The sequence below is a fragment of the Anaerostipes sp. AF04-45 genome, from assembly GCF_003461725.1.
Lineage (GTDB): Bacteria > Bacillota > Clostridia > Lachnospirales > Lachnospiraceae > Anaerostipes > Anaerostipes caccae.
Window position 1 is genome coordinate 106,746 of record NZ_QTXQ01000008.1, and the last position, 12,123, is coordinate 118,868.

The 12,123-nt window shown below is 45.1% G+C and carries 14 protein-coding genes; 1 reads left to right on the forward strand and 13 read right to left on the reverse strand.

Annotation, left to right across the window (positions count from 1 at the left end):
- Positions 1-33: 33 nt before the first annotated feature.
- The 6 genes from spoVAE to DWV34_RS12840 form a co-directional block, all read right to left on the reverse strand.
- On the reverse strand, positions 34-390 hold the full coding sequence (gene spoVAE / locus DWV34_RS17210; protein ID WP_156340607.1) for a stage V sporulation protein AE: 357 nt from the start codon (positions 388-390) through the stop codon (positions 34-36).
- A complete protein-coding gene (gene spoVAD, locus DWV34_RS12820; RefSeq protein ID WP_156340608.1) occupies positions 391-1,407 on the reverse strand; it encodes a stage V sporulation protein AD in 1,017 nt (338 codons plus the stop codon).
- A complete protein-coding gene (gene spoVAC / locus DWV34_RS12825) occupies positions 1,407-1,868 on the reverse strand; it encodes a stage V sporulation protein AC (RefSeq protein ID WP_006568835.1) in 462 nt (153 codons plus the stop codon). Before spoVAC ends, spoVAD begins: the two co-directional genes overlap by 1 nt.
- A gap of 225 nt (positions 1,869-2,093) precedes the next feature.
- Positions 2,094-2,504: a stage V sporulation protein AB gene (locus tag DWV34_RS12830; RefSeq protein ID WP_009288775.1), complete on the reverse strand. Its 411-nt coding sequence runs from the start codon at positions 2,502-2,504 to the stop codon at positions 2,094-2,096.
- Entirely contained in the window at positions 2,491-3,114 is a 624-nt protein-coding gene (locus tag DWV34_RS12835; protein WP_009288776.1) for a stage V sporulation protein AA, read from the reverse strand. Before DWV34_RS12835 ends, DWV34_RS12830 begins: the two co-directional genes overlap by 14 nt.
- The gene (locus DWV34_RS12840; RefSeq protein WP_022260861.1) at positions 3,071-3,247 is read right to left on the reverse strand and encodes a hypothetical protein; all 177 of its coding nucleotides are present in this window, start codon (positions 3,245-3,247) and stop codon (positions 3,071-3,073) included. Before DWV34_RS12840 ends, DWV34_RS12835 begins: the two co-directional genes overlap by 44 nt.
- 147 nt (positions 3,248-3,394) lie before the next feature.
- Between DWV34_RS12840 and DWV34_RS12845 the strand changes: the two genes are divergently transcribed.
- Entirely contained in the window at positions 3,395-3,952 is a 558-nt protein-coding gene (locus DWV34_RS12845) for a DUF4364 family protein (RefSeq protein ID WP_009288777.1), read from the forward strand.
- A 22-nt stretch (positions 3,953-3,974) separates the two neighbouring features.
- On the opposite strand, the gene yihA is transcribed toward DWV34_RS12845, so the two are convergent.
- The 7 genes from yihA to DWV34_RS12880 form a co-directional block, all read right to left on the reverse strand.
- Positions 3,975-4,589, reverse strand: coding sequence for a ribosome biogenesis GTP-binding protein YihA/YsxC (yihA, locus tag DWV34_RS12850; RefSeq protein WP_009288778.1), 615 nt, complete (start codon positions 4,587-4,589; stop codon positions 3,975-3,977).
- A gap of 10 nt (positions 4,590-4,599) precedes the next feature.
- Complete coding sequence (locus DWV34_RS12855) at positions 4,600-5,535, reverse strand: calcium/sodium antiporter (protein WP_009288779.1); 936 nt, start codon at positions 5,533-5,535, stop codon at positions 4,600-4,602.
- Positions 5,536-5,551: 16 nt separating this feature from the next.
- Positions 5,552-6,112 (reverse strand): manganese efflux pump MntP, encoded by a 561-nt coding sequence (locus DWV34_RS12860; protein ID WP_006568826.1) that lies wholly within the window; start codon positions 6,110-6,112, stop codon positions 5,552-5,554.
- 100 nt (positions 6,113-6,212) lie between these two features.
- Positions 6,213-6,983 carry a polysaccharide deacetylase family protein gene (locus DWV34_RS12865; protein ID WP_006568825.1) on the reverse strand — a complete coding sequence of 257 codons (771 nt, stop codon included), beginning with the start codon at positions 6,981-6,983 and terminating at the stop codon, positions 6,213-6,215.
- A gap of 135 nt (positions 6,984-7,118) precedes the next feature.
- Positions 7,119-9,239, reverse strand: a complete 2,121-nt coding sequence (locus DWV34_RS12870; protein ID WP_009288781.1) for a glutamine synthetase III family protein — start codon at positions 9,237-9,239, stop codon at positions 7,119-7,121.
- A 203-nt stretch (positions 9,240-9,442) separates the two neighbouring features.
- The gene (locus DWV34_RS12875; protein WP_006568822.1) at positions 9,443-11,086 is read right to left on the reverse strand and encodes a hypothetical protein; all 1,644 of its coding nucleotides are present in this window, start codon (positions 11,084-11,086) and stop codon (positions 9,443-9,445) included.
- 85 nt (positions 11,087-11,171) lie between these two features.
- Positions 11,172-11,954: a polysaccharide deacetylase family protein gene (locus tag DWV34_RS12880; RefSeq protein ID WP_006568821.1), complete on the reverse strand. Its 783-nt coding sequence runs from the start codon at positions 11,952-11,954 to the stop codon at positions 11,172-11,174.
- Positions 11,955-12,123 lie beyond the last annotated feature (169 nt).

Consider the following 12,123-nt stretch of genomic DNA (forward strand, 5'->3'; position numbering starts at 1 on the left):
GGCATCACTTAGTATCAAATACCTGCCATACGGCTATTTTTTTATTTTTGGCTGGAAGATCAGGGATGCCAGATAGGAGAAGATCAGAGCTGCGGATGTCCCCACGGCTGCAGCTGTAAATCCGCCTTCAAACAGCCCGAGAAATCCGTGCTGGTCGATGGCTTCTTTCATCCCTTTCCACAGAGTAAAGCCGAATCCTGAGAGAGGCACTGTTGCACCACAGCCTGCAAAATCGGCAATTTTTTCATAAATTCCAAGTGCTCCGAGCACTGCTCCTGAAATAACCAGTATGACCATGATCCGTCCCGGCTGAAGCTTGGTATTGTCCATTAAGATTTGTACAAGGATACAGATAATTCCTCCGACAATAAATGCTTTTACATATTCCATTTATACATCCTCTCTTTCCAACAAAACTCCGTGCGCAATCCCCGGCACAGTCTCACCTTCATTGAAGCTGGTCTTTGAAAGCAGGGCTCCCGTAGGTACAAACAAGACTCTGTTCCATCCGCCGTTTATCATCTTTCTTGTGATCATGGAGGATAGTACTACGGCGCTGCACGCGCATCCCGATCCGCCTGCGTGGGTATCCTGTGTCTCATCCTGATAAACTTCAATGCCGCAGTCACCGTGTACTTTTGAAATATCATATCCATTGTCCTTCAAAAGTTTTATGAGAATTTCTTTTCCCACCTCTCCCAGATCGCCGGTATAAATCGCATCGTAGTCATCCGGTGTCATGGCAAAGTCATTAAAGTGCTGATAAATAACTTCCGCAGCGGCAGGAGCCATGCAGGCTCCCATATTCATAGAATCTTTCACACCGTAATCTACGATTTTACCGGTTGTGATGCCCCGAACTTTGATCGGGCTTTTTTCTTTGGAGATTACAAATCCCCCGGCTCCGGTCACGGTCCATGTGGAGGACAGAGGTCTCTGGCTGCCGTATTCCAGCGGGAAACGGAACTGCTTTTCTGCACTTCCTATATGACTGGAGGCAAGGGCCAATGCATAGTCCGCATATCCCGCAGCCACCGTCATAGACGCAAGAGATATGGATTCTCCTGCGGTAGAACATGCTCCGTACAGGCCAAAGAGAGGGATCTCCAGGTCCTTGATCCCGAAAGATGTGGCCATGATCTGCTCCAGGAGATCTCCGGCAAATGCATAGCGCACCTGATTCTTTGTGATCTCTGCTTTTTGTATTGCAAGCAGGGCTGCCTGCCGCATGAATCTTCCCTCTGCCAGTTCCCATGTCTCCTGACCGAACAGCGGATCGTCGATGATCTGGTCAAATGCCTGTCCAAGCGGTCCTTCTCCTTCTTTTTCCCCAACAACAGAGGACCAGCCTTTGAGATAAGGCGGATGTTCGAATTCCAGACTCTGCTTTCCTTTCATAACTTTCATCACATAACCCCCAATCGGACTAATATCATATAAATAATTCCCAAAAGAAAAGAGGATAAGATTCCGTACAGAATGACCGGACCTGCGATTGTAAAGATTTTAACTCCGATCCCGAACACCTGTCCCTCTTTTTGATACTCGATAGCTGGAGAAGCTACAGAATTTGCAAACCCGGTGATCGGAACCAGTCCTCCCGCTCCTCCGAATTTTGTGATCTTTGAATACAGGTTAAATCCTGTGAGGAGAACGCTTAATAGTACAAGAGTTACTGTGACAGCCAGGAGGGCATCTTTCTCTCCCAGATGCAGCCAGTGCATCACTGCCTGTTTGATCCCTTCTCCGATGGTACAGATTGCTCCTCCCACAAAAAACGCACGGACACAGTTCATAAGACAGCTGCTTGCCGGCGTTACCTGTTCTACATATTCGTTATATTGATCTTTTGTCGGTTCATTGTGCATGACAGAATAAGCTCCTTTCGTTTGTGTAAGTAATTATGTCTCAAGTAATAAGTTTATACGGATGAGCTTTTTTGCTCATCCGTTTCTGCGGCAGCCGCCGCAGAAAACCCTGGTTAAAATTTATATTCCGGCAGTATTCGTCCAATCTGCGCCATACGATGTATGGCTTCTGGAGATTGTTCTCTCGTCTGAATTATTTTTATCTGAACTTTCTGCGGCTCGTTGCTATCGCAAAAACTGCATCCAGCAGCCTGCTATTTTGCCTAGGGCTATGGAATAGATGACGAATGGTATTCCGTCTCTCAGTTTCATTCTTCTTGAGAAGACCGGCAGGCTTTTGAGCATTTCGGCCAGCGCTCCGATCAGGCATCCTGTGAAGATTCCTCCGAACAGTCCATATAAGATCAGCAGCGGATATCCCAGCGGAACGTGCCACCGGTAGATAAATACTGCTGTTCCCAGGACTCCGCCCAGGGTAATGCAGGTTTCATACAGCATGGCGTGAGATATTGTTTTGGAAAGACCTGCAAGTCTCGGAACAACTCCAATCATACTTAAGAATGCCAGGAAGCTTCCCGCGATGAGTGCTCCTGCGGATAAGCCGTATACTACAAGTAGTAAGTTACGAAGAAACATCCTGCTCCTCCTTTTTCCGTCCGGCGTCAATCATCAGTGTATCATTTACATCCCGCTCGTAAAGCCGCATCTGGACTTCAAACGGGGTCGGATCATCGGTAAGCTTGATTTTCCCCGCATGATTAAAGAAGATTACGATTCCTATGGCAAGTCCCGCTGTATAGGCCAGATGAAGTATCGTGGGCCCTTTTGGCGGCGTTCCCATGACCAGCTGATATACGGTCGCAAACAAATCGTCAATGGCCACATCCGTATTATAGCTCATGATTGAGAAACTGGCTCCAAAAAAGGCGACCAGGCATACACCAGCAATCTTTAAGTAGTGAGCCCACTTCTTCTCCTGTGTCACTTCTTTTAAATAGACGATAAAATCTTCGGGACCCATATTGACCACTTCTGCAGTTTTGTCAATTTCTTTGATCACTTCCACTGCTTTTAAGATGGAAATAATCTCCCGTTCGTTTCCCCGCTTTTTAAAATGAAAAAGCTTTGCTTCCTTCACCTTTTGTTCCATGTCTTTGTCGGTACAGTAAATGGATGCCACATCTTTTATCTTTACATCCGGATTATGAATACATACACTGTCTTCCGCTTTGATATATACGGTCATGATGTTCCATCCTTTCCAAAACTAACGTCCCATCTTTTCTCTGCTCCTGATTCGTGTCACAGAAAAGAATCACGGATAAGACTGCAAGGAGAATGATCAATGCGATCACCATCCACTGTTTTCTTTGCTTCATAAATATCACCTCTTCATTCTTATGAGATAAATTAGTTGTAGTATCTGTCTTTTTTTCAATTTCATTCATGGATTCTGTTCTTGCAGGAAAGGTATCCAGATGGTATCATTTAAGAAGTGCATGTTTCATAAGGAAAGGAAGGATTGTATGGAAGAAAACGGTCTGACTTTATATAAATTAATGATTTTATTTTTAATAAAAAAAGTGGATTTTCCGCTGAGCAACTCACAGATCTCGGAGTTTATTCTGGACAAAGGGTATACGACCTATTTTAAACTCCAGCAGGCTTTTCACGAACTGGAAGACGAAGACATGCTGCGGACAGAACTGGTAAGAAACGCAAGCCATTATTTTCTGACAGAAGAGGGGAAAGAAGCGATTGATATGTTTGAATACCAGCTCTCCGAGCCTATACGAAATGACATTCTAACATTTTTGGCGACCAAAGAATACCAGCTGAGAGAGGAAACCAATCTGGAAGCCGACTATTTCCCTGCAAAACGCGATGAATATACCGTAAGGCTCAGGATCAAAGAAAAAGACAGCATGCTGCTGGAAGTCAACTTAAACGTAGTATCCAGAGAGCAGGCCATCTATATCTGCGATCACTGGAAGTCTAATCACTCGGATATTTATGCTTATCTGATCAACCGCCTGCTTTTTCAGGACCAGAGCCAGGAGGCAGAAAAAAAGACCGATTCTTAAACAGAACCGGTCCTTTTTATATTCATTCATCTGAAACATGATGTTCCTGTTCCGGAAGAAGCACTTGTTCAATAAAGTCCCATATTTCATCTCTTCCCTGCTTTGAGAGCGAAGAAAACGGAAAGACCGGCGTCTCCTTATTGAGCCTGAGTTCCTGACGGATCTCCTTTACATGCTTAGGAAGCTGGCTCCGTTTGAGCTTGTCGCTCTTTGTAGCAATAATGACCGGATGATAGCCGTTATGTACGATCCAGTCATACATCATCACATCATTCTTTGACGGCTTGTGTCTGATATCGATGAGAAGGAACACCAGCTTCAGCTGCTTTGACGTGTGAAGGTACCGTTCAATCATCGCACCCCACTGCTCTTTTACCGACTCCGTGACCTTTGCATATCCATATCCGGGCAGATCTACATAGTACAGTTCTTCGTTGATATTATAATAATTAATGGTCTGAGTTTTCCCCGGCTGAGCGGAAACCCTTGCATATGACTTCCGGTTCATCAGTGCGTTGATGAGGGAGGACTTGCCCACATTGGACTTGCCTGCAAATGCTACTTCCGGAAACTCATTGTCCGGAAGTTTGCTGGTGATCCCACAGACCGTTTCCAGATTAACTGATTTAATGATCATGGTATTCTCCTTATCTTATGAGTAATTGTGCCAGATAAACTGCAAATAATACAAGCATCACAAACCCGCTGCCTCTGGCAAGCTTCCGGTCTTTTGAAGACAGAATCCACAAAACCGCCGCTGATAAAATCGCAGCCAGTGCATCCGGAATAAAGCTTGTATCAAACGGAACCGGATGAATGACCGCCACGGTCCCTACGACAAACAAGATATTAAAGATATTGCTTCCCACAATATTTCCCACTGCAATGTCTGCTTTTCCTTTAAATGCCGCTGTAACTGAGGTGACCAGCTCCGGCAGAGAAGTGCCGAATGCCACAACTGTCAGGCCAATGATCCGGTCAGAGACATTCAGGGCCTTGGCTATCGAAGTCGCCGCATCTACTGTCACATCGCTTCCCAGTACGATGGCAATCAGCCCGCCGATCGTAAAAACAAGCATTTTGAGCAGGGACGCATTCACTTGTTCTATCTCTTCTTCAATGCCTTCTTTTTTTGTCAGCCTAAACAGATATACAAAAAAACCGATAAACAGCACCCATAGTATCACTCCGTCCAGGCGTGAAAGACTGCCTCCGGCGATTCCCATAGCTGTGAGGACTACAGTGATAACAATTACAAAGGGCATTTCCACCTTTACGGTTCCTTCTTTGATGGCAACTGCACTGACCACTGCGGTAAGCCCGAGAATCAGCAGAATATTCATGATATTGCTTCCAAGAATGTTTCCGACGGTGATTCCAACATTTCCTTTAAACGCTGCCGAAATACTCACTGCCGCCTCAGGAGCGCTGGTCCCGCAGGCGACGATCGTAAGCCCGATCACGATCTGCGGAATTCCAAACTTTGCAGCAATCATAGATGCCCCTTCTACAAAATAATCCGCGCCCTTCATCAGCAGAATAAAGCCTGCCGCTAAAAAGGCTATGTGTGGCAATAAATTCATAAGTGTTCCTCTTTTCTCAAAAAAATAAATGCTGTATTAAAATTTTACATCCGAGGATGATTAAAATCAACCCTCCCATAATCTCTGCTTTTTCTTTCAGTTTGTCCCCAAATCTGCTTCCGATGGCAACTCCTGCCAGTGATATGGCAAAGGTAACACTCCCTATGACCGTTACAGCTTCTAAAAGATTGACGCTCAAAAATGAAAACGTGACTCCTACCGCCAGTGCATCGATGCTGGTCGCGACCGCCAAAATAAAAAGCTCCCGGAAAGAAAATCCGCAGTCCTGTGTTTCCTCTTCATCATCGGATATCCCTTCTTTTACCATATTGAAGCCGATCATCACCAGCAGGAAAAATGCGATCCAATGATCAATCTGCATGATCTTTCCCGCAAACTGCTTGCCTGCCAGGTATCCTGCCACTGGCATCAGAGCCTGGAATCCCCCGAAAAACAAAGCGATCCAAAACATTTCATTTTTCCGGATCTTTCCCATATTGAGACCTTTTCCTATAGACACAGCAAACGCATCCATGGAAAGGCCCACACCTATCATCACTACTTCAATTATGTTCATTTTTTAACCCCATTATGTACATTATCGCGTCAGATGGACCAGAGGCCCGACGCCTCCGGTCCATTTTCCACACTTGATACTCATTCTAAATTACCTGCATTTATTTGTCAACGGACACATGGTGTATCTGCTGCGTATATTTTGTAATCGGCAGTATCTGATAGCCCTCTTTTTTCAAAGTCTTAATCAGAGAGTCCAGACTTTTTACCGTGTTTTCTGCCTCCGCCAGGTCATGCATCAGTACAATGCTGACCTTTTGTTTTTTTACATCTGTTAATATATTCTGGTTCAGCCTTTCAGGACTCAGGTTAAAATTCACTGCATCTCCGCTTAGCGCGTTCCAGTCAAAGTATAAAAGACCTTCTTTGTTGATATACTGAATATAAGGTTTGATATCTCCGGCACAGGAATTGCTGCTTCCGCCCGGAAAACGGTATATGACAGGCTTTACGTCTGTTATCTCGTACAGCATCTCCTGCAGCTCCTTGATATCCTTTCCAAAAGCGTCTACGGAAGAATAAATCTGGTCATAGTTATGGCTGTAAGAATGCATTGCCAGGGTATGTCCTTCAAGTACGATCCTTTGATACTGCTTTCTGGCCTTCTCCGTCTTTTTTCCCACTACGAAGAACGTCGCTTTCACCTTATTTTTTTTCAAAATATCCAGGATCTCATCGGTATTTTCAGACGGCCCGTCATCAAAGGTCAGATATACCTTTTTATTTGTAATCTTGCTGCCGGCCATCAGTCCGCCTTCGCCCTCTTTCTGGCTCGCAATAAAAAGTCCGTCAGAATGATCCGCCGCATACCGCAGGATGAAACCAATAAAAAATAATGCGCACACAACTGCAAAATAGGTTTTTCGTTTCATAAACTTGCTCCCTCGCTTTCAAATATAGGATGTGAGGAAGCAAGAAAACTATGCTGGCATTTTATAGATAATTTTATATAACAAAAAATCCTGCGGGCGGTTCCATACCGTCTGCAGGATTTTTGATTTCAATACTTATACTTCAAAGATCAGATCTCCGTAGCTCGGCATCGGCCAGTCTTCTTTGGCCACAAGCATTTCAAGCTTATCTGCCGGTTCACGGACAGCATTCATACATCCGAACACTGTGTCGTGGTAGAAACGTGCCTGTTCGTTCATGTCTTCGATAGACTGTGCCTTGTCAGTCTCACTCTCCAGAATGCCGATTGCCGTATATAATTTCTTCAGATTCTCTGTGATATCACCGAGCAGGGATTCCTGTACACTCGTATCCATTCCTGTTGCCTTTAAAACAGCGACGGAATCGGCCAGTGTCTTCTGATATTTCATTACCGCAGGAACAATCTGTTTTTTAGCAATATCCAGCGTTGCCAATGCCTCGATATTGATCGTCTGTGCGTACTGCTCAAACAAGATCTCCGCCCGGGACTCAAGCTCTGCCTCTGTGAAAACACCAAACTTCTCAAACATCTTGACAGATTTTTCTGTAATCAGCGCAGGGATTGCCTCCACCATTGATTTGATATTCGGAAGGCCCCTTCTCTCTGCTTCCTTCACCCATGCATCAGAGTATCCGTCTCCGTTAAATATGACTCTCTGGTGATCCGTGAGCATTCTCTTGGTCAGCTCGTGAGCTTCCATCATCACATCCTGAAGATCTCCCTCTACCTTTTCCAATTCATCACAGACCTCTGAGAGTGCATCTGCAACGATCGTATTCAGCACTACATTCGGGTCAGAGATGGACTGAGTAGAGCCAACCATGCGGAATTCAAATTTGTTTCCGGTAAATGCAAACGGTGATGTCCTGTTGCGGTCAGTGGCATCTTTTTCAAAATCCGGCAGAGTATGTACGCCTGATGCCAGCTTATCCCCGTGTTTGGATCTGGTAGCTTCTCCTCTTGTGACCAGCTGTTTTACAACGTCCTCAAGCTGCTCTCCCAGGAAGATAGAAATGATGGCAGGAGGTGCCTCATTGGCTCCCAGACGGTGGTCGTTTCCTGGTGTCGATGCGGCCATGCGAAGCAGATCTGCATGCTCATCGACAGCCTTGATAATAGCTGACAGAATCAAAAGGAACTGCTGATTGTCATGCGGGGTATCCCCCGGTTCCAAAAGATTCTTTCCTGTGTTTGTCACGATGGACCAGTTGTTATGTTTACCGGAACCGTTGATTCCCTGGAACGGCTTTTCGTGGAGAAGGCATTTTAATCCCTGGCGTTCTGCCACACGGCGCATCGTTTCCATCAGCAGCTGATTGTGGTCCGTCGCTATATTATTGCTTGCATAGATTGGTGCCAGTTCATGCTGGGCGGGAGCTACTTCATTGTGCTGAGTCTTTGCTGTAATGCCCAGTTTCCAGCTCTCCTCGTTGAGCTCTTTCATAAACTTTCCGATCCTCTCGCGGATAATTCCGAAATAGTGATCATCCATCTCCTGCCCTTTTGGAGGCATTGCACCGAATAATGTCCGCCCTGTAAAGATCAGGTCTTTTCTCTGTAGATATTTTTCTTTGTCTACAAGGAAGTATTCCTGTTCCGGTCCCACAGAGGTATTGACATTTTTTACATTCTTCTTTCCAAGCAGGTGTAAAAGCCTGGTGGCCTGAATATCCAGCGCCTGCATAGATCTCAATAAAGGAGTCTTTTTGTCCAGAGCTTCTCCGGTGTAGGAACAAAATGCCGTAGGGATACAGAGAATTGTAGAATCCGGTGTCTCTTTAATAAAAGCAGGTGAAGTACAGTCCCACGCAGTGTATCCTCTGGCTTCAAAGGTTGCCCTCAGTCCTCCTGACGGGAAGGAAGAAGCATCCGGCTCACCCTTGATCAGTTCTTTCCCGGAGAATTCCAGGAGCACTTTTCCGTTTTCCGTCGGGGTGATAAAAGCATCGTGCTTCTCTGCCGTCACACCGGTCATCGGCTGGAACCAGTGGGTGAAGTGGGTTGCACCTTTTTCAAGAGCCCATTCCTTCATCTCATTGGCAACCACGTCTGCGATGGCAGGGTTTAACTCTGTTCCCTCTTCGATCGTCTTCTTAAGGTCTTTGTAAACTGCCTTCGGAAGCCTCTCCCGCATAACACTGTCGTTAAACACGTTACATCCGAACATTTCTGAAACACTTCTTTTTTCGCTCATAAGATATTTCTTCCTTTCCTGTTTTGGACTTCAAATTATAAGAATTTAACCCGCCGGAAACCTGTGACAGATTAAAAAAATAGACGCCAAACAATCCTCGAATCGTTTGACGCCTTTGTCATTACTTCGCTAGGTATAAGATACAATGATTCTTTCGAAAAATCAAGTACTTTTTTGTATTTTGTCAAATACAAAGCCGCCAGCTATTGTGTTATCTGATAAATGCCGCTCTCGTCTTCTTCGTAGGAAATCTTAATCTTGTCTCCGGCATTCCATTTGATCGCACCTTCATTTTTTGAAAATTCTTCCTTATAGACATTGCCTTCCCTGTCGGTGATATACACATAAGTATTGCCTTCAATCGGTATAAAATCAACCTTTTTGATCGTGATCTCCTTCGTCTTCACAGACTCTGCCGCGGCGGCTTCTTTGGCAGAGATAATTCCCTGCTCCTTCAAAAGTCTCTTATATTCCTTCTGGACACCATTTTGAGTGGTAGAAGTCGCCACAATGTTATACTTTCTTACATTGACCATAGCAAACATCTTCACAAGTCCGCCTTTATCCTTCAGAATCATGACATATGTCGGCTCTCCGTTTACATTGATCAGAGCCGGAAATGCCGCAGAATACCTGAGGTTCTGCACCTGTCCCTCGGCCGCTTTCATGGCAGACTGCTCATTGGCTCCGGAAACCGTGTAGTATTTGGATTCCGAAGTTCTCATATTCATAAGAACAAATGCGATATTAGACTGATCTCCATTAACGGATGTGACACCGGTATAAGCCCAGATGTCCCCGTCGATGGCCCTGTATCCATAGTCGTCAGTTGCTATCTTACAGCCCTTCTTGCCGAACACACTGTTAATATAGCCGTTGGAGAGAAGTCCTTTCCAATTATACTTTTGGAGGAGCAGCCTGCCGTCGTATACATGATCCACCCATCTCGGAATATCTTTTGCGTCATAGTAAGTGCTCTTCCCGGTGACGGGATCGCTGATCACGGCACCTTTGACATCCTTAGCCCCGAAGAGCCCCGCGTTTGCCTTCAGCACCGGACAGATATAATAGGGATTTCCTTTATTGTCGATCTCAAAATAGTATCCCTGAAAAATTGCTGTGGGATACTGGAATCTCAGATGTCTCTGAAGGTTCCTGGAAAAGTATGCGGATGTAGAATACTGCATCGGCTTTTTGAGCTTTACATACTTTGCCTCATTGCTGATGGGATCTACCTGTACATAGCCCGGAATCCCTGCTTTGCGGTTTGTCATATACCGGATGAAACTGGCATAATTAAGAGGTGCCACTTTCATCGGCTGCCCGTTATAATCAATCTGGGTATAGTCGTCACTGACCTCATACTGGCTCACCACATCGGACAGAGAGCCAATGGCGCGGTCGCCGATAATCCTTGCCCCTTCCGTGTCCATCAGGGCGATATCTGTGATCTTTTCCGTCTCCTTCATGTCAGTCTCAAATTTCTTATTTTCTACTTTCAGCCTGCCTGCATATTTTTTGGAAGATATGAGCTGGCTTGAAAGAATCATCCCTCCAAGAAAAACGACAATGACAAGGACCAGCAGAGCAGAAAACAACGAAAACAGCTTTGTCTTCTGGCCCATCCCCCTCAATGCGGCCCACGCTGTCAGCACTCCTAAAACTGCGATCAGCACCATCCATATGCCGGTCTCCTGAAAATTAACTGCAGGCAGCGCCACATAATAGTACAGTCCTACTAAAATCAGTGCAGTGAGGATTCCCATTGCTGCCGTTTTCTTTTTCATCTTACCGACTTTAAAGTTTTTGACCCGGTTCAGATCATTCATATCAAACCGAAATACCATCTAAGTCACCTTCTAATCTTGTATTTCACAGTGTCCCTGCGATACCTAGATGTTATCATATTTCACATGAAATTGGTATAAAAATTTATTTTCTGCGCTGTTTGCCCTCCGGATCTATGTAAAAGTTTTTAGTCAGGATCATTCTGGAGACCGGCACAAAAGTATATCCCTCGGACTTTAACCGTTTTATGATTACCGGAAGAGCCTGTTTCGTGTATACAGTTCCTGTGTGCATCAGGATGATTGCACCGTTTTCCATCTTTTTGTTATCACAGACACGTTCAATGATGTCCTGCTTGGAAATGTCTTTCCAGTCCAGGCTGTCAACGGACCACTGAATGACTTCATAATTTAGCTGTCTGGCCGTTTTTACCACATTTTCATCATAGTCTCCGTAGGGAGGCCGGAAAAGTTCCATCTGCTCTCCTGTCACGGCCTGGACTTTGCTGTGAGCCCCCAGAATCTCTTTTTTCTGCTCATCAGAAGACAATCTGGTCATATATTTGTGGTTATCCCCATGGTTGCCAATGTCATGGCCTGCTTTGGCAATCTTCTTTACATCCGCCGGAAACCGCTGTACCCAGTCGCCGGAAAAAAAGAAGGTTGCTTTCACATTTTCTTTTTTTAAGATTTTGAGAACCTGGTTGATGTCCTCATTTCCCCACGCTGTGTCAAAGGTGAGGCTGATTTCCTTCTTCTTTGTATCCACACAGTAAATCGGAAGTTCCTTATTCTCTGCAGGATTTAAGATCCTCACATTTTGATTCCAGACAGAAAGGGCCGCATTGCCCCCGCCAAGCAATGACAGCCCTAAAACAACGATGCAGATAAAACCCGTGATCAGATTTTTCTTATTCACTCTGTCCATCCCCTGTTCAACTTCTATGTACTATTTATATGGAATAGGAGATTGTCTCATTCTGATTTCCTTGACATGACCTTTTCTTAAAGGTATTCTGATAAGAGCGGTGAAACCTGTAAACTGTAAAAAAGAAAGGATGTGAGAGTATGGAATCACCCCGAAGTCAATACGGCAT